This is a genomic window from Clostridium intestinale DSM 6191 (assembly GCF_900130055.1).
Lineage (GTDB): Bacteria > Bacillota > Clostridia > Clostridiales > Clostridiaceae > Clostridium_T > Clostridium_T intestinale.
This window is the reverse complement of the sequence record NZ_FQXU01000012.1, coordinates 12,723-30,465: the sequence shown is the minus strand read 5'-3', so window position 1 is coordinate 30,465 and position 17,743 is coordinate 12,723. Positions and strand designations below refer to the sequence as shown.

General features: G+C 32.0%; 18 protein-coding genes and 1 other RNA gene. 16 read left to right on the top strand and 3 right to left on the bottom strand.

The features are described 5' to 3' along the window. From ffs to BUA92_RS17270, 3 genes are all read left to right on the top strand, one after another. Positions 1–265: signal recognition particle sRNA large type (gene ffs / locus BUA92_RS17280), an RNA gene on the top strand. A gap of 276 nt (positions 266–541) precedes the next feature. Continuing rightward, positions 542–1,249 (top strand): superoxide dismutase, encoded by a 708-nt coding sequence (locus BUA92_RS17275; RefSeq protein ID WP_083553569.1) that lies wholly within the window; start codon positions 542–544, stop codon positions 1,247–1,249. Positions 1,250–1,410: 161 nt separating this feature from the next. After that, the gene (locus tag BUA92_RS17270; protein WP_073021842.1) at positions 1,411–2,217 is read left to right on the top strand and encodes a YitT family protein; all 807 of its coding nucleotides are present in this window, start codon (positions 1,411–1,413) and stop codon (positions 2,215–2,217) included. 24 nt (positions 2,218–2,241) lie between these two features. Here the strand turns inward: BUA92_RS17270 and BUA92_RS17265 are convergent, their stop codons facing one another. Next, complete coding sequence (locus tag BUA92_RS17265) at positions 2,242–2,733, bottom strand: dihydrofolate reductase (RefSeq protein WP_073021665.1); 492 nt, start codon at positions 2,731–2,733, stop codon at positions 2,242–2,244. Positions 2,734–2,999: 266 nt separating this feature from the next. Between BUA92_RS17265 and thiS the strand changes: the two genes are divergently transcribed. Genes thiS through BUA92_RS17200 form a run of 13 tightly spaced genes read left to right on the top strand, consistent with a single transcriptional unit; the run spans position 3,000 to position 15,882 of the window. Beyond that, positions 3,000–3,215, top strand: coding sequence for a sulfur carrier protein ThiS (gene thiS / locus BUA92_RS17260; protein WP_073021663.1), 216 nt, complete (start codon positions 3,000–3,002; stop codon positions 3,213–3,215). After that, positions 3,205–4,020 (top strand): HesA/MoeB/ThiF family protein, encoded by an 816-nt coding sequence (locus BUA92_RS17255; RefSeq protein ID WP_073021660.1) that lies wholly within the window; start codon positions 3,205–3,207, stop codon positions 4,018–4,020. Before thiS ends, BUA92_RS17255 begins: the two co-directional genes overlap by 11 nt. Positions 4,021–4,043: 23 nt before the next feature. Then, complete coding sequence (locus tag BUA92_RS17250; protein WP_073021658.1) at positions 4,044–4,451, top strand: M67 family metallopeptidase; 408 nt, start codon at positions 4,044–4,046, stop codon at positions 4,449–4,451. Between the two features lie 23 nt (positions 4,452–4,474). Then, the gene (locus BUA92_RS17245; RefSeq protein ID WP_073021656.1) at positions 4,475–6,778 is read left to right on the top strand and encodes a sulfurtransferase TusA family protein; all 2,304 of its coding nucleotides are present in this window, start codon (positions 4,475–4,477) and stop codon (positions 6,776–6,778) included. A gap of 11 nt (positions 6,779–6,789) precedes the next feature. Beyond that, positions 6,790–8,019: an O-acetylhomoserine aminocarboxypropyltransferase/cysteine synthase family protein gene (locus tag BUA92_RS17240; RefSeq protein ID WP_073021654.1), complete on the top strand. Its 1,230-nt coding sequence runs from the start codon at positions 6,790–6,792 to the stop codon at positions 8,017–8,019. Positions 8,020–8,028: 9 nt separating this feature from the next. Beyond that, on the top strand, positions 8,029–8,628 hold the full coding sequence (cysC, locus tag BUA92_RS17235; RefSeq protein ID WP_073021651.1) for an adenylyl-sulfate kinase: 600 nt from the start codon (positions 8,029–8,031) through the stop codon (positions 8,626–8,628). Then, positions 8,619–10,310, top strand: a complete 1,692-nt coding sequence (locus BUA92_RS17230; protein ID WP_073021649.1) for an adenylyl-sulfate reductase subunit alpha — start codon at positions 8,619–8,621, stop codon at positions 10,308–10,310. The genes cysC and BUA92_RS17230 overlap by 10 nt, the downstream gene beginning before the upstream one ends. Then, complete coding sequence (locus BUA92_RS17225; RefSeq protein ID WP_073021647.1) at positions 10,291–10,605, top strand: 4Fe-4S dicluster domain-containing protein; 315 nt, start codon at positions 10,291–10,293, stop codon at positions 10,603–10,605. The genes BUA92_RS17230 and BUA92_RS17225 overlap by 20 nt, the downstream gene beginning before the upstream one ends. A gap of 28 nt (positions 10,606–10,633) precedes the next feature. Beyond that, on the top strand, positions 10,634–11,656 hold the full coding sequence (locus BUA92_RS17220) for an aliphatic sulfonate ABC transporter substrate-binding protein (RefSeq protein WP_073021644.1): 1,023 nt from the start codon (positions 10,634–10,636) through the stop codon (positions 11,654–11,656). Continuing rightward, positions 11,653–12,492, top strand: a complete 840-nt coding sequence (locus BUA92_RS17215; protein WP_073021642.1) for an ABC transporter ATP-binding protein — start codon at positions 11,653–11,655, stop codon at positions 12,490–12,492. Before BUA92_RS17220 ends, BUA92_RS17215 begins: the two co-directional genes overlap by 4 nt. Next, positions 12,470–13,198, top strand: coding sequence for an ABC transporter permease (locus tag BUA92_RS17210; RefSeq protein ID WP_083553581.1), 729 nt, complete (start codon positions 12,470–12,472; stop codon positions 13,196–13,198). The genes BUA92_RS17215 and BUA92_RS17210 overlap by 23 nt, the downstream gene beginning before the upstream one ends. A 15-nt stretch (positions 13,199–13,213) precedes the next feature. Beyond that, a complete protein-coding gene (gene cysD / locus BUA92_RS17205; protein ID WP_021803899.1) occupies positions 13,214–14,014 on the top strand; it encodes a sulfate adenylyltransferase subunit CysD in 801 nt (266 codons plus the stop codon). A gap of 17 nt (positions 14,015–14,031) precedes the next feature. Next, positions 14,032–15,882 carry a GTP-binding protein gene (locus BUA92_RS17200; protein WP_139259371.1) on the top strand — a complete coding sequence of 617 codons (1,851 nt, stop codon included), beginning with the start codon at positions 14,032–14,034 and terminating at the stop codon, positions 15,880–15,882. Positions 15,883–15,926: 44 nt separating this feature from the next. Here the strand turns inward: BUA92_RS17200 and BUA92_RS17195 are convergent, their stop codons facing one another. Both BUA92_RS17195 and BUA92_RS17190 read right to left on the bottom strand, forming a co-directional pair. Further along, positions 15,927–17,033, bottom strand: coding sequence for a sensor histidine kinase (locus BUA92_RS17195; protein ID WP_073021635.1), 1,107 nt, complete (start codon positions 17,031–17,033; stop codon positions 15,927–15,929). Then, positions 17,020–17,721 (bottom strand): response regulator transcription factor, encoded by a 702-nt coding sequence (locus BUA92_RS17190; protein WP_073021632.1) that lies wholly within the window; start codon positions 17,719–17,721, stop codon positions 17,020–17,022. Before BUA92_RS17190 ends, BUA92_RS17195 begins: the two co-directional genes overlap by 14 nt. Positions 17,722–17,743 lie beyond the last annotated feature (22 nt).

Genomic DNA, 17,743 nt, shown 5'->3' with positions numbered 1-17,743 from the left:
CCGTGCTAGATGGGGAGTTAGCGGTGCCCTGTAACCTGCAATCCGCTATAGCAGGATTGAATTCCTCGCCTAGGCTTTAATTTGTGGAGTCTGCCCTAAGCAAGTAGTGTTGAGGATTGGGTCCCACGCAACGGAAGCTCATGAACCTCGTCAGGTCCGGAAGGAAGCAGCGATAAGTGAATCCTTCCGTGTGCCGTGGATTAACCTGGTCTGAGCTAACTACTTAGGTAACGTTCATAGATTACTGTCGAAGTGAGGTGCACGGTGTTATATTGTATATTAACCTTTAAGAGAAATCTTAAAGGTTTTTTTCATTTTAAAGGAAGATTAAAAAAAGAATATACTATAAAAAAGTTATCAACAACATATTGTGGACAATGTGGATAACCTATACTATATGTAGAAATTTCGACGGCATGCGGCTGGAAAACAAGAAAAAAATATGTAAAAAAATATCACAAAAGAAAATTTGGTAGAATTTACATTAATAAAACTCCTTAATAAGGTAAAAAATACTTTAGAAAAAAGGAGGGTTTATATAATGAAAAAATTATTAAGAATACTTTTAACAGCTATGCTGATTTTAGGAATAGTTATGGTTCCAGTAAAGGCTAAAGATGATAAAGTTGCAGGAAATACATACCCATTTCAGCTTCCAGCATTAAAATATGCATACAATGCACTAGAACCATATATAGATGAAGCTACAATGAGAATACATCATGACAAACATCATCAAGCTTATATTGATAACTTAAACAAGGCATTAGAAAAATATCCAGAGCTTCAAGATAAAACTTTAGAATACTTATTATCTAATTTAGAAAAATTACCTAAGGAAATTAAAGAACAAGTTAGAAATAATGCAGGTGGACATTATAATCATACATTCTTTTGGGAAATAATAGGGCCTAATAAAGGTGGAGAAGCAAAAGGGGAACTAAAAACTGCTATAGATAAAACTTTTGGTTCATTTGATAAGTTTAAAGAAGAATTTAAAAAAGAGGCGTTAGGTAGATTTGGATCTGGATGGGCATGGTTAATTAAAGATGATAAAGGAAATCTTAAGATAGTATCTACTCCAAATCAAGATGGACCAGTAGAATTAGGTGTTAAGCCTATAATAGCTATAGATGTATGGGAACATGCATATTATCTTAAATATCAAAATAAAAGGGCTGAATACATAGATAATTGGTGGAATGTTGTAGATTGGGATAAAGCTGAACAGCTATATAAAACTAAATAGATTTTTATAAAAGGGAGATATCTTATCTCCCTTTTATTATGGATAAAATTAATATTTACTAAAGCTTATTAGAAAATGTATAATTATAAATAAAATAAAAGGGGGGAGGAAGTGCAGTGAAAGTAAAAAAGAGAGTTAATTACGTAGTAAATGGATTATTTATGATTTTAGGATGTGCTTTAGTATCAATAGGATTAGAGATATTTTTGGTTCCTAATGGGCTTGTAGATGGAGGAGTCGTAGGAATGTCAATTATGGCAAGTCACGTATCAGGGCTTCCTCTAGGGCTATTTACATTTTTGTTTAATGTTCCATTTTTTATACTGGGATATAAGCATATAGGAAAAACTTTCACTATATGTACTTTATTTTCAGTAATTTGTCTATCTATAGGAGTAAGTGTATTACATCCTGTACCAGGAATAACCCATGATATATTACTAGCAGCGGTTTTTGGTGGTGTAATAATGGGAGCGGGAGTAGGTCTTATAATAAGAAATGGCGGTTCTTTAGATGGTACAGAAATAGTAGCTATTATCTTAGATAAGAGGGTTAGTTTTTCTATAGGTGAGATTGTTATGTTTTTTAACCTTTTTATATTAGGAATATCTTCTCTAATATTTGGATGGGATAAGGCAATGTACTCATTATTAGCATATTTCATAGCATTTAAGGTAATAGATATTGTTGTAGAAGGATTAGATGAAGCTAAAGCTGTAATGATTATATCAGAACAGTACGATGATATAACAAGTGCAATCATGGACAGGCTAGGAAGAGGTCTTACATTATTAGATGGAAAAGGTGCATATAAAGGTTTAGAAACTAATGTTATATATGTAATAGTCTCTAGACTTGAGATAACTAAATTAAAATCTATAGTCTTAGGGTTTGATGAAAATGCATTAATAACTATAGGAAATGTTGAGGTAACTGGTAAGAGATATAAAAAGAGAGCTATACATTAATAAAAAGAGAGTATTAGAAATTTTCTAATGCTCTCTTTTTATTAGATTTGTATACTTATATTTTAAATTGTTTTCTTCTTGTACAGGACTCTCATAAGTCTTTTCCCATTTAGAGTGGTCTATTTCTGGAAAGAAAGTATCACCATTAAAATTTTTATAAACTTTGGTTAAATAAATCTTTTCAACATATGGAAAGAACGAAGCATAAATTTCTCCTCCACCAATTATAAAAACCTCTTCAGGATTATTAGAGTATTTTTCTAAAATAGTTTCTAATGAATTAATAACAGTCACGTTTTTATCATCTATACTAAAATTTTTATCTCTAGTTATAACTATATGATGTCTGTTAGGAAGAACTTTTGGTAGAGAAAGAAATGTTTTTCTTCCCATAACGATAGTATTACCATCAGTTATTTCTTTAAATCTTTTTAGATCCCCTGGCAATCTCCATAGGAGATTGTTATCTTTACCAATAGAATTATTTTCAGCTACAGCTACTATTATTGAAAGCATAAGAACATCCTCCTTTATCTAGTAATTATATAATAAAATGGCGTAAGTATAAAGATACAAAAATATTTTATAGTTAAAAATATATTTTCCAAATAAGTAAGTGTGACTAAATGCGGATTGATGTGAATTTACTAAGTATAAGCTCTTTAATAAATGGAAAATTCATATTGACAATTTTAATACAAAGTGGTATTTTTAATAATAATTCAAGAAAAATATAGTATTCATACTAAAAAACTAGGCAATAACGATTAGGGGGAGAAAACATGAATATCAAAGTTAATGGAGAACAAAAAAGTTATGAAGAAATTTTAACAGTAACTGAGCTTTTAAAAGCAGAGGATGTAGAAATGCCGGATATGGTTTCAGTTCAATTAAATGGGGAGTTTTTAGAAAGAGATAGTTTTTCTGACACTAAGCTTAAAGAAAATGATGAAGTAGATTTCTTATACTTTATGGGAGGTGGAAGTATTGGACTTTAGAGATGATCAAATAGAGAGATATTCTAGACACATAATACTTTCAGAAGTTGGAGTAGAAGGACAAGAAAAACTTCTTAATTCTAAGGTTCTTATAATAGGTACTGGTGGACTTGGGGCCCCAGCAGCAATGTTTTTAGCGGCAGCAGGTGTTGGAACTATAGGACTCGTTGATGCTGATGTTGTTGATTTATCTAATCTTCAAAGACAAATAATTCACCAAACAAAAGATGTAGGCAAGCTTAAAGTCCAATCAGGAAAAGAAACTATAAATGAAATGAATCCGGATATAAACGTAATAACTTATCATGAGTTTGTTACATCAGAAAATATATTGAAGATAATAGCAGATCAAGATTATGACTTTATCATAGATGGTACAGATAATTTTTCAGCTAAGTTTTTAATAAATGATGCCTGTGTATTAGCTAAAAAGCCATTCTCTCATGGTGGGATAATAAGATTCCAGGGACAGCTTACAACATATATACCTGACAACGGAACACCTTGTTATAGATGTATATTCCAAACACCACCACCAGAAGGTGCAGTTCCAACTTGTAGAGAAGCTGGAGTTTTAGGGGTTATGGGAGGTGTAATAGGAACTCTTCAAGCTACTGAAGCATTAAAATATTTGCTTGGAATCGGGGAACCACTTGCAGGATATCTTCTTACTTATGATTCATTAAAGATGCAATTTAAGAAAATCAAAGTAAATCATAATAAGAAATGTGGAGTTTGTGGAGAACATCCTACTATAACTGAACTTATAGATTATGCTGCTCCAACTTGTGACCTTAAGCTTTAGGTTTGATTTAGGAGGGCTATATAATGATATATTTACCAAAAGTAGAGTATGAAAACATAATTAACCAAGCTAAAGCAGAATACCCATTAGAGTGTTGTGGACTTATCGCAGGTACAAAAAAAGAAGAGGATATCTATATAGAAAAGGTATATGCATTAAGAAACATAGATGAAAGTAGTGAACACTTTTCTATGGATCCCAAAGAGCAGTTTGATACTATTAGAGCTATAAGAGGAAAAGCACTGATATTATTAGGGAATTACCACTCCCATCCTTATACTCCATCAAGACCATCAGAGGAGGATAAGAAACTTGCCTACGATCCTAAAGCTTTATATGGAATAGTTTCGCTAGAAAAAGAGGAGCCAGTTTTTAATATATTCAAGATAACTAAAGAAGGTGTGGAGAAGTTAGAATACCTAATTAGTTAAATAATTATTTGGGGTGTGTGAAGATGATTAATGTATTAGAAGAGCATTTTAAAAGTGTAGAAGAGTTTGATATAAAGTCGAAACAGTATCTAAATAAAGAAATAGACCCATTAAGATTTAAAGCATTTAGAGTAGCTATGGGAATTTATGAACAAAGAGAAAAAGAAACTTACATGGTTAGACTTAGAATACCTGGTGGAGTAATTAACCTAGAACAGTTTGAAACAGTATCTAAACTAGCAGATAAGTATTCTAACGGGAAAATACATCTGACTTCTAGAGAAGATATTCAGTTTCAAAATGTAGAGTTAACAAACGTACATGCTATTATGGAAAAGTTAATAAAGGTAGGAATAATCACAAAGGGAACTGGTGGAAATACAGTAAGAAATGTGGCTTTATCACCATTATCAGGAGTTTCTAGTGATGAAGTCTTTGACGTAACTGCTTATGTAAAAGAGGTTACAGACTATCTTATTAAGGATCCATCCACTATGAATCTTCCAAGAAAGTATAAAATAGCTTTTTCAAACTCTCCAGAAGATACAGCCAATGCGACTATTTCTGACTTAGGATTTATTGCAAAGCTTCAGGATGGAGTTAAGGGCTTTGAAGTATATGGTGGAGGCGGCTTTGGTGGAAATCCACGAGTAGCTATTAAGTTATCAGATTTTATAGAAACTAAAGAAGCTTTATATTATGTACAGGCTATGAAAGAACTTTTTGAAAAAGAAGGAGATAGAAGCAATAAACATAAAGCTAGAATTAGATATATAGTTCATAGATTAGGGGAAGAAAAATTCCTTGAGCTATTCAATAATGAGTTAAATAGGGTAAAAGTAAGTAGAGACCTAGATTTAGTTATAGAGGACAGTGCTTTTGAAAACACTGACTATGATGCAGGATATTCTATTGAGATAAAAGATGAATATAAAAATGTTATATTTAAGCAAAAGCAAGATGGATATTATTCAATTTATGTTCATCCTCAAAGCGGAAATATGAATTCAGAATCTATAAATAAGATAATAAATTTTGTTAAGAATTTAGGATATTATGCTGGCATTAGGCTAACTTCTACGCAAGGACTTTATGTAAGAAATTTAAAAGGAAATGATGTAGAAAAACTAGCACAAGAGATTGAAGAGTTTTCATCAAGATTTGATTTAGATAATTCAGTAACCTGTGCAGGAGCATCAACCTGTCAATTAGGATTATGTTTATCTCAAGGACTACTAAAGGGAATAAAAGAAGAGTTTAAGGGAGCAAGTGATGAAATCAAGGATGCTTTACCTAGACTATTTATTTCTGGATGTCCTAACTCTTGTGGACAACATCAAAAAGGAGCAATTGGGTTTAGTGGAAGAGCAATAAGATCTGAGGATGGATTAGTTCCATCTTATTCAATATCATTTGGTGGATTCGTAGGTGCTGGTGGAGCAAAAATGGGTGAGGTTTTTGGAGATATTCCAGCTAAAAAGATTCCTAAATATCTTCTAGATCTTGCTGGTTTAAAAGTTTCTTCAGAAATTAAGGACTTTGAGAAGTTCCTAAAAGAAAAAAGAGAAGATATAAAGAAATTAGTTGAAGACTATTCTTCTGTAGATAGCGCTAAAGAGAATCCAGAACTTTATTATGATCTTGGTGCTTCTAAAAAGTTCTCTATAGAAGGTAGAGGAGCTGGAGAATGTAGTACAGGAGTATTTGACGTTATTAAGCTAGATTTAGCCAATGCAGATAGCTCACTTCAAAAATTCTCTGTAAGCAAAAGTTCAGCCGATCTATATAGCGGAGCAGTATCAGCAGCTAGAGCGCTTTTAATATTAAAAGGTGTTGATACAGATAAGGATAGACAAATATTTAAAGAGTTTAGCAAACATTTTATAGAAGAGGGATATGTAAAAGAAAGTATAAAAGATCTTTTTGATGAACTTATAGATTACAAATTAGGAGATGTAAGTGATATAACCTCTAAAGAAGATGATATTAAATACTTAGCAACTAAGGTTAAGGATATGTATGCTTCTTTAAATGGACAATTAGAAATAACCTTAGCTAAAGAAACTGAAATAGAGGCAGAAAAGGTTGAAGACTCTAAACCTTCTGTTCAAGTTGTTGACTTTAGAGGTGTTCAATGTCCTATAAACTTTGTAAAAGTTAAGGTGGAGCTATCTAAGATAAAATCTGGAGATCAGAGAGGGTTTTACTTAGATGATGGAGCGCCAATAAATAATGTTCCTAAGAGTGTTGAAAAAGAAGGACACAAAATAGTTTCTATAGACACTAACTATGATGGCTATAACTTATTAGTTATAGAAAAGAAGTAGGGGGTGTGCTTATGAAGTTTACCACGAAGTTAATTCATGGAAATGAGGCTTTAGATAGTACAGGAGCTACTAACACTCCTGTGTTTCTATCCAATGCATATGCTCACACTTCACCAGAAAAGCTTGAAGGAATATTTAAGGGAACAGCTATGGGATTTGCCTATACAAGAATATCAAATCCTACTATAAATGCCTTTGAAAGAAGAATAGCTAGCGTAGAAGGTGCAATGGCGGCTACAGCAGCAGCTTCAGGTATGAGTGCTATATATCTAGCTATTATGAACATAGTTGAAAGTGGAGACGAAATAATATCTTCTTCAGGATTATTTGGAGGAACTTATACTTTATTTAGAAATCTAAAATCCTATGGGATAAAAACTAATTTTCTTGAGACTTTAGATGAAGAATGTTTAGAAAAAGTAGTTACTGAAAAAACTAAGGTTCTATTTGCAGAAGCTATAGGAAATCCTAAGCTAGACATTTTAGATATTGAAAAAGTAAGTGAGTTTTGTAATAAGCACAATATTATATTTATTGTGGATTCAACCATAACAACTCCATACCTAATAAATCCTATAAAATATGGAGCAGATGTTGTTATACACTCAACTTCAAAATATATAAACGGAACTTCTAATTCAATAGGTGGAGTTATCGTTGATGGTGGAAGTACTAAATATAAAAGTGAGAAATTTGAGAACTTCAGTAACTACTCTAAGAAGTTTGGAAAAATGGCCTTCACAGGTAAGCTAAGAGATACAATAGGAAAAGATTTAGGTGCAGCTTTATCACCTATGAGTGCTTTTTTGAATCTTACTGGAATAGAGACTCTGTCATTAAGAATGAAGCAGCACTGTGAGAATACCTTAAAGGTTGCAGAATATTTGGAAGCTCATGAGAAGGTGGTTTCAATAAATTATCCTAAATTAAAATCTTCACCTTATTTTGATTTAGTTGAAAAATATTATGAAAAAGGTGCCAGTGGGATTTTAACTTTTAGACTAGGAAGCAAAGAGAGATGCTTTAAGTTTATAAATGCATTAAAACTAATAGTTAATCTTTCTAACGTAGGAGATACAAAAACACTTATAATACACCCTGCATCAACTATATGCCTAAACAATACAGAGGAAGAAAAACTTCAAATGGGAGTTTATGAAGATCTAATAAGATTATCTGTTGGAATTGAGGATATAGAAGATATAATCGGGGACATTGAAGAAGCATTAAAGGCTATATGAGGTGATGATATGGAGAAAAAATCAACTAATGTAGTGTGGCACAAAATGAATGTCTCTAGAGAAGATAGAGAAGAGCTATTAAAACAAAAGGGAGTTGTCTTATGGTTCACTGGTCTATCTGGGTCAGGAAAGTCTACTGTAGCATCAAGCCTAGAGAAGAGGCTTCATGATATGGGAAAACTGACTTACACCCTAGATGGAGATAATGTAAGACATGGATTAAATTCTGATTTAGGTTTTTCAGATGAAGATAGGGTAGAGAATATAAGAAGAATAGGAGAAATATCTAAGCTTTTTGTAGATGCTGGAGTAATAACCATAGCTACTTTTGTTTCTCCATTTAGAGAAGATAGACAAAATGTAAGAGATCTACTTGGAAAAGATTTTGTTGAGATATACATTGACTGTCCAATAGAAGTATGCGAGAAACGAGATCCTAAAGGAATTTATAAAAAGGCTAGAGCAGGAGAGATAAAACATTTCACTGGAATTGATTCACCTTATGAAAGTCCTATAAACCCAGAAATAGTGGTATCAACCCATTTAAATACTTTAGACGAATGTGTAGATAAGTTAGTAGATTATCTAGAGGAGGGTTTATGGAACTAAAAACCAAGGTTTTAACTACGGATATTTTAATAATAGGGGGAGGAGCAGCGGGCTGCTTCTCTGCTTTAAAGGCTAGTGAAAATGAATCAATAAAGGTTTTAGTAGCTGAAAAAGCAAATATAAAAAGAAGTGGTTGTCTAGCGGCTGGAGTGAATGCATTAAATGCTTATATAGTTGATGGAGAAACGCCACAATCATTTTTAGATTACGTAAAAGAGGAGTTTTACGGTGTTATTAGAGAAGACTTAGTTTACACAATTGCAGAGAGACTAAATAGTGTAACTAAAAAAGTAGAAGAATATGGACTTCCTATATTAAAAGATGATAAGGGCAATTATCAATCAAGAGGGAAGAGAAGTATAAAAATAAACGGTGAAAATATAAAGCCACTTTTAGCAGAACAACTAGCTAAGAGAGAAAATATAGAAGTTCTAAATGGAGTTAATATAACTGATTATATAGTGGAGGATAATAAGGTTATAGGTGCTTACGGTTTCTCTATAAAAGAAAATATTTTCTATGTGATATATAGCAAAGCAACTATTTGTGCAACAGGAGGAGCTGCTGGAATATATAAACCTAATAATGAAGGCTTTTCGAGGCACAAAATGTGGTACAGCCCTTTTAATACTGGAGCGGGATATGCTATGGGAATAAGAGCTGGAGCTGAGATGACTACCTTTGAGATGAGGTTTATTGCTTTAAGATGTAAGGATACGATAGCTCCTACAGGAACTATCGCTCAAGGTATAAGAACTCCACAAATAAATGGCAGTGGAGAAACCTATGTTAGAAAGTATGGAACTCCTACTACTATAAATAGACTTCACTCAACTTTAATGGAGAATATGCAGGGACTTGGACCATGTTACCTTAAAACTCAAGGTATCTCAGAAGAGCAGGAAATGGACTTATTAAAGGCTTATCTTAATATGGCACCTAGCCAAACTTTAAAGTGGGTTGAAAATAATACATCACCATCTACAGAGAATGTTGAGATAGATGGAACTGAGCCATATATAGTTGGTGGGCATACAGCTAGTGGTTATTGGGTGGATAGAAATAGGAAGAGTACATTAGAAGGGTTATATGCAGCAGGGGATGTGACAGGGGGAAGCCCTAAGAAGTATGTTACAGGATGTTTTGTTGAGGGAGAAATAGCATCTGAGGATGCCTTAGAGTATATAAAGAAGCAACAGTTAGAAACTTTAGCTGATAGTGAAATTAATAGTAAGCTTGAAGAGTTAAATAAATTTTTCCTAAATGAAGAAGCAGATTTATCTATAGAAGATTTAGAAAAAGAAATGCAGACCATAATGGATGAGTATGCAGGTGGAATATCTAAATACTATAGATATAGCAAAGAAAGCTTAACTATAGCTAAAACTAAAATTAAAGAGCTGTTTGAAAAAGTTAATAGATTAAAGGCTAATGATTTACATGAACTTCTATTTATTTATGAAATAATAGATAGACTTCAGGTTTCAGAGGTGCTTATAGAACATTTATTAACAAGAGAAGAGACTAGATGGAAATGCTATGAAGAAAATATTGATTTTCCTGAAAGAGATGATTATAACTGGTTTAAGTATGTAAACTCTGTATATAAAGATGGGGCTATAAAGATTATTTTAAGAGATATAGTAGGAAAGGATGAAAATTATGAGCATAAGAATTCGTAAAGAAACATGTATTAAATGTGGAAAATGCTTAGAGGTTTGTCCTGGAAGCTTAATATATAGAGACTCTGAAGGCAAGGCATATATTAAGTATGAAAAAGACTGTTGGGGATGTACGGCATGCTTAAAAGAATGTCCAGTAAAGGCTATAGAATATTATTTAGGTGAAGATATAGGCGGAAAAGGTGCTTATCTTTATGTTAATAAACAAAAAGAAGATCTTCACTGGCATATAGTAGATAAAAACGGAAATGAAAAAGTTATAACAACTAATAGAAAAGAATCTAACAAGTATTAGGTTATAAAATCTAAGAAGGGGGAAAAGCATGGGGAGAAGAACCATAAGCCTAGCTTTAAGTTTTATTTTTATCCTTGCAATGTTAGCAGGCTGTGATTCTAAAGAAAGTAATGAAGATTCTTCTACCGTAAGAGTAGGTTTTTTTGCAAATTTTACTCATTCACAAGCTTTGATAGGTAAAAACAGAGGAGATTATCAGAAAGCTTTAGGAAGCGACATTACTATTGATTGGAAGCAATTTAATGCAGGTTCTTCAGAAATAGAGGCTTTTCTAGCAGGAGAACTTGATTTAGGGTTTATAGGACCTGGACCAGCTATAAATGGATTTACAAAATCCAAAGGAGATGTGGTTATTATTGCTGGATCTACAGATGCAGGAGCCATTTTAGTATCTAAAAAGGATTCTGATATTAAAACTGTTAAAGATTTAGATGGTAAGAGAATAGCTATACCTCAGTATGGAAATACTCAGGATTTATGTCTAAGATATCTATTAAGAGAAAATGGGTTAATGGAAACAACTAAAGGTGGAACTGTTGATGTAGTTCAGGCTACTAATGCAGATATAAAAACTCTTTTAGATAAGGGTGATATAGATGGCGCTTTAGTTCCAGAACCTTGGGGAGCTAGATTACAAAAAGAAGTAGGAGCTAATTTAGTTCTAGACTATGACTATATATGGAGAAATGGAGAATATCCTACAACTGTTGTTATTGCTCGTAAGGAATTTTTAGAAAAACATCCAGACGTAGTGGAGGATTTTTTAAAAGCTCATGTGGAGCTAACAAGCTATGTAAATAACAATAAAAAAGAGGCAGCTTCTTTGGTTAATGAGGAAATAAAAAATTTAACTAAAAAATCTTTAGATGAAGATATATTAGAAAAAGCTTTCAGTAGAATTACAGTAACAAATGACCCAAATCCAGAAATTATGAACGAGATGATAAATTTATCCTTGAGGGTTAGTTTTATAAAAGAAGAGTATAAAGGAAGCAATTTATTTGAATTAGATATACTTAATAAAGTTCTACTTAAGGGGGATGCCAGGTGAGTTTAAGAATAGAAGCAGTAAGCAAAAGATTTATAACGAAGCATAAAGATACACACACCCTAGATACTATAAATCTCACCTTCAAAAAGGGGGAATTTATATGTCTTTTAGGCCCTTCAGGATGTGGAAAATCTACCTTGTTAAATATAATTGCGGGGCTTGAGAAACCTACTGAAGGCAGATTATTTTTAGATGATAAAGAAATAAAAGGTGTTGGACCAGATAGAGCGGTAATGTTTCAGGAATCAGCATTATTTCCTTGGCTTAAGGTTATAGATAATGTGGAATTTGGAATGAAGGTAGCTGGAGTTCCAAAAGTAGAAAGAAGAGAGAAGGCTTTAAAGTATATAAAAATGGTGCATTTAAGTAAGTTTCAAAACTCTTATATACATGAACTATCAGGAGGAATGAGGCAAAGAATAGCTTTAGCTAGAGCATTGACTCTAGATTCAGATGTACTACTTATGGATGAACCTTTTTCGGCATTAGATTCTCAAACTAAAAGTATTTTAAGATTACAACTTCAAAATATATGGTGGGAAACTAAAAAAACTATAATATTTGTTACGCATAACGTTGAGGAGGCTGTCTTACTAGGAGATAGAGTTATTGTAATGGCAGCTAACCCTGGTAGAGTTAAAAAGGAATTTAAGATACAGCTTGGAAGACCTAGAGAAGAAGGAAATCTAGATGTTGCAGCAGTAACCGCTGAAATCATGAAAGAACTTAAAGAGGAGGTGGAGAAGGTTGCAAAAGCAGAATACGATAGTGATTGGAGTATTAAAGAAAGTAGCATTTTATATGATTCTACTAATGATCTGGGAGCTGGTTTATAAACTGGGGGTAGATGTATTTAAGATATGGAAGCCATATATTTTCCCATCTCCAATAGATGTAGCCAAAACCTTAGGAGAACTTATAAGTGATAATACTTTGTTTATAGCTATAGCAGCTAGTATAAAGAGGCTCTTTATAGGCTATTTAATATCTTTAATAGTGGGAATAGCTTTAGGGCTTTTAATTGTAAGATATAAATATTTGGATGAGAACTTTAGATCCATGATATTAGGACTTCAAACATTACCTAGTATATGCTGGATACCTTTTTCAATCCTCTGGTTTGGAATAAATGAGCAGGCAATTATATTTGTTATAGCTATAGGATCAATATTTGCAATATCCATAGCTACAGAATCAGGAATTAAAAATGTTAATCCTATATATGTTAAGGCAGCAAGTACTATGGGAGCAAAAGGCTTTAGGTTATATTGGAGCGTAATAATTCCATCAGCACTTCCGGCTATAATATCTGGTATGAAGCAAGGCTGGTCCTTTGCTTGGAGAGCTTTAATGGCTGGAGAAATGATGTCAGCAACTAAGGGACTGGGACAGGTCCTTACAGTTGGGAGAGAACTTGGAGATATAAGCCAAGTAATGGCTATTATGATAGTAATAATACTATTGGGATTTGTTTTTGATAAATTAGTGTTTGAAAAGTTAGAAAGAAATATTAGATATAAGTGTGGATTAGAAGTTAAATAAGAAGGGGGCTATCAAATGGATCATTTAGATAGATTAGAAGCAGAAAGTATTTATATATTAAGAGAAGCATATAAACATTTAGGAAAGTTAGGTATGCTTTGGTCAATAGGTAAGGATTCTACAGTAATGTTATGGCTTGCTCAAAAAGCCTTTTATGGAAATTGTCCGTTTCCATTAATACATGTAGATACAACTCACAAAATACCAGCAATGATAGAGTTTAGAGATAAGGTAGCAAAAGAATATAATCTTAATCTTATAGTAAACACAAATCACAAAGCTTTAGCAGAAGGAATGGGACCAGAACAAGGAAGATTAGTATGCTGTAAAGCTCTTAAAACAGATGCTCTTAATGAAATCACAAAAAGAGAAGAGTTTGATGGACTTATAGTTGGGGTTAGAAGAGATGAGGAAGGTTCAAGATCTAAGGAGAGAATATTTAGTGAAAGAAATGCTGAATCAGAGTGGGATTATACTGATCAACCACCAGAATTATGGAATCAATTTAAGACAGATTTCAGAAAAGGAAACCACATAAGGGTACATCCTATCTTAAACTGGACTGAGCTTGATGTTTGGGAATATATAAAGAGAGAAAATATTCCTCTAATTGATTTATACTTTGCTAAAGATGGTAAGAGGTATAGAAGCTTAGGTTGTGCTCCATGTACAAACCCTATAGATTCAAATGCTACTACTATTGACGAAATCATAGAAGAACTTAAAAATACAAAAGAAACTGAAAGATCAGGTAGAGCACAAGACCAAGAAGATGCACATGCATTACAAAAACTAAGAAAACTTGGATACATGTAGGAATGGAGGGCAACATAGTGAGTAAGGAAAGAGAAAATTTAAATATAGTAGTTGTAGGGCACGTAGATCACGGTAAATCAACCCTTATAGGTAGACTTCTTTATGATACAGATTCACTTCCAGCAGGGGCTATAGAGAAGGTGAAAAGAATATCAGCTGAGAAGGGAAAAAGCTTTGAATATGCTTACCTTTTAGATGCTTTTGAAGAAGAACAAAAGCAAGGTATAACAATAGATATAACAATGCTTCAATTTTTTACTGAAAAAAGAGATTACGTAATTATAGATGCACCTGGACATAAGGAATTTTTAAAGAATATGATATCGGGAGTAGCTAGTGCAGAAGCTGCAATACTAGTAGTAGATGCTAAAGAGGGTATACAAGAGCAATCAAAAAGGCATGGATACATACTTTCACTTCTAGGAATAAAGAAAGTATATGTAGCAGTAAATAAAATGGACTTAGTTGATTATTCAGAGGAAAGATTTAATGAGATACAAACTCAATTCAATGAATTTCTAAATAACTTAAACATATATCCAGAAAGGTATATTCCTATATCAGCCTTCTATGGAGAAAATATAGTTTCAAAGGCTAAAAATATTCCTTGGTATAGAGGTGGCTCAATACTAGAAACTATGGACAGTATAAAGAAAGATCAAGGAATTGAACGTAAAGGCTTAAGATTCCCTATTCAAGATGTATATAAATTTGATACAAGAAGAATTATAGCAGGAAGATTAGAAGCAGGAACCTTAAAAGCTGGAGATGAAATAGTTATATATCCAAGCGGAAAAACTACAAAGGTTAAAACTATAGAATACTGGCAAGAAAAAGATAGAACAGATAAAGTAACAGCCGGAATGTCTGTAGGAATAACTGTTGAAGATGAATTCTTTAATAAAAGAGGAGAAGTAATCTGCCATAAAGAAGATCCAGTTACAGTTGCTAATGTATTTAATGCAAATATATTTTGGCTTGGAAAAACTCCACTCGTTGCAAATAAAAAATATAAACTTAAAATTACTACAGATGAAGTAGAATTCGAAGTTTTATCAGTAAATAAGATAATTGATGCAGCTACATTAGAGAGCAAGGCTGATTTAGCAGAAATCAATAAAAATGACGTAGCAGAAGTAACAATAAAAACTAAACATGCTATATGCTTTGATGAATTCACAAAACTTCAAGCTACAGGAAGATTTGTAATTGTAGATGGATATGATGTAAGCGGTGGTGGAATTATATCTGGAGTTGAGGATTCTTTAAGAAGAGAAATTAAAGAACTTAAAACTAACAATCTAGCAATTAGAAAAAGACTTGTATCTAGAAAAGAAAGAGAAGCTAAGCTTAATCAAAAAGGAAAAGTAATATGGCTTACAGGGGTTCCTGGCTGTGGTAAAAATGAAATAGCAGTTAAGCTTGAAAAGAAATTATTTGATTTAGGTAAAAAGGTGTATTATTTAGATTCATCTAACTTAAGATTTGGCTTAAGTTCAGACTTAGCTTTTGATAGAAAAGATGCGTATGAACAAACAAGAAGAATTGCAGAAGTAGCGAATCTTTTTGCAGATAGTGGAACAATAACAATAGTTTCAGCAGTAAGTAGATTTAAAGAAGACAGGGAATACGCAAAAGATATCATAGGTAAAGACAGCTATACAGAAATATATGTAGAAGCTCTTAGTGAAATCTGCAAAAAGAGAAATCCTAATGCATTTAAGAATGATAATGCAAAGGAATATCTATATGAAAAATCAGATTATCCAACACTTTCTCTATATATAGATGACGCTGAATTTAACTCAGATAAAAAAGCAGACGCTATTTTAGAAACTCTTAATTTAACAGTAGAATATTATATATAAGCATAAAAGACTCACTATGTTCTCTAGTATAGTGAGTCTTTTTTCTATTTAGAGCTAATGGGAAAAGTTATAATAAACGAGGTTTCTTCTATAGAACTTTCAACAGCTATATTTCCTTCATGAAGTTCTATAATATTTTTAGCTATAGCTAGGCCTAAGCCTGAGCCACCAGATTCTTCTGAACGAGATTTTTCAACTCTATAGAATCTCTCGAATATAAAGGGGATGTCTATAGCTGGTATAGGTTCACCATAATTTATAAATTTAAGAATTACTTTATCAAAATCTTTATGTACGTATATGTCTATAAAAGGACTAGACTTAGAATGTTTTATACAATTAGTTATAAGATTTTCAAAAGCTCTTACTAATTTATTTACATCCCCGAATATAAAGATTTTTTCATCAGGAAAATATAATCTGCACTCCATATTAGCTTTTCTAAAATTCAATCTATTTTCAAGAGTAATTTGATTTAATAACTCTATTAGATTTATATTTTCTTTAGATAGTTTAAGACCATAATTATTTAAGGTAGTAAGCTCAAAAAGATCATCTATTAAAAATTTTAATCTTTTAGATTTTAAGTAGGCTATATTAGTGTAGTGCCTTAAGGTAAGTTCATCTTTATATTTATCTGAATCAACTAGTTCTAAATATCCTATTATAGAAGTAAGAGGGGTTCTCAAATCATGAGAGATGTTAGTTATAAGATCTCTTTTAGTCTGCTCAGATTTACGTTCCTCTAAAATAGCATCATTAAATTTACTCATTATGGTATTTATATTTTTAGCAAAACCTCCTAATGAAAGTTTTGGATTTACGGGAATACGAGCTTTAAAATTACCATTAGACATATCCTTTACTTGATTGCTTATTTCTAAAAAGTATATAATCTTATTTTTGGAAATCATATGAAAGCTAAAAAGGAATATAAAGATTGCAAAGATATTTTTAATCAAATCAAAATTCAATAATAACCTAAATTTATATATATACATTGTTAAAGTTGAGTTATCACTAACTATAAAAAATAAAAAAGCTTTCCAAATAATTAAGGACATTAGAAAAATTAACCCAGTAAGCAATACTGGATAAATAAACATAGATAATAATAGTAATTCATGTTTATAAATATCAGATTTTTTCAATTTTATATCCCACCCCCCAAACAGTATGAATGATTTTTTCACCTTCGGTATAATATTCAAGTTTATCTCTAAGATTACTTATATGAACCATAACGGTGTTATTTGATTGATAATACTTTTCTTTCCATATCTTTTCAAATATTTCTTCACTAGAAAAAATTCTACTAGGGTTTGTTGCCAAAAGAATTAGTATATCAAATTCCTTAGCAGTTAAGGTTATCTCGTTATCATTTACAGAAACAAAATGTGTGGACTTCCTAATAGATAAGTTACCAAGCTCTAATAAATCATCATCTTTGTTTATTTCAGAAGAGTTATTGAATAAATAAGTACGTCTCAATAAGGTTTTTACGCGAACCACTAATTCTAAGGGATCAAAAGGCTTAGTTATATAATCATCAGCTCCAGTTAAAAGACCGGTGATTTTATCCGTATTTTGCCCCTTAGCACTGAGCATTATTATAGGTATATTCATAGTTTGGCGGATTTCTCTACATACCTCTATACCATCTATACCAGGCATCATTACATCTAAAATTACTAGATGGGGAGTTTCTTTACTTAACATATGTAAAGCAGAGTATCCATCTGATGCCTTAAGGATTGAGTAACCTTCATTACCCAAATATATTTTCAAAAGGTTTAATATTTCTTTGTCATCGTCTACAAGTAAAATTTTTTCTCTCAATTTTATCACCCCAGTAGATTAT

Bases quoted from the DNA above. Each gene is read 5' to 3' on its own strand.
- thiS (WP_073021663.1), top strand. From the start codon at position 3,000: ATGAATATCAAAGTTAATGGAGAACAAAAAAGTTATGAAGAAATTTTA.
- BUA92_RS17275 (WP_083553569.1), top strand. From the start codon at position 542: ATGAAAAAATTATTAAGAATACTTTTAACAGCTATGCTGATTTTAGGA.
- BUA92_RS17245 (WP_073021656.1), top strand. From the start codon at position 4,475: ATGATTAATGTATTAGAAGAGCATTTTAAAAGTGTAGAAGAGTTTGAT.
- BUA92_RS17230 (WP_073021649.1), top strand. From the start codon at position 8,619: ATGGAACTAAAAACCAAGGTTTTAACTACGGATATTTTAATAATAGGG.
- BUA92_RS17210 (WP_083553581.1), top strand. From the start codon at position 12,470: ATGATCTGGGAGCTGGTTTATAAACTGGGGGTAGATGTATTTAAGATA.
- BUA92_RS17220 (WP_073021644.1), top strand. From the start codon at position 10,634: ATGGGGAGAAGAACCATAAGCCTAGCTTTAAGTTTTATTTTTATCCTT.
- BUA92_RS17265 (WP_073021665.1), bottom strand. From the start codon at position 2,733: ATGCTTTCAATAATAGTAGCTGTAGCTGAAAATAATTCTATTGGTAAA.
- BUA92_RS17240 (WP_073021654.1), top strand. From the start codon at position 6,790: ATGAAGTTTACCACGAAGTTAATTCATGGAAATGAGGCTTTAGATAGT.
- cysD (WP_021803899.1), top strand. From the start codon at position 13,214: ATGGATCATTTAGATAGATTAGAAGCAGAAAGTATTTATATATTAAGA.
- BUA92_RS17225 (WP_073021647.1), top strand. From the start codon at position 10,291: ATGAGCATAAGAATTCGTAAAGAAACATGTATTAAATGTGGAAAATGC.
- cysC (WP_073021651.1), top strand. From the start codon at position 8,029: ATGGAGAAAAAATCAACTAATGTAGTGTGGCACAAAATGAATGTCTCT.
- BUA92_RS17270 (WP_073021842.1), top strand. From the start codon at position 1,411: ATGATTTTAGGATGTGCTTTAGTATCAATAGGATTAGAGATATTTTTG.
- BUA92_RS17250 (WP_073021658.1), top strand. From the start codon at position 4,044: ATGATATATTTACCAAAAGTAGAGTATGAAAACATAATTAACCAAGCT.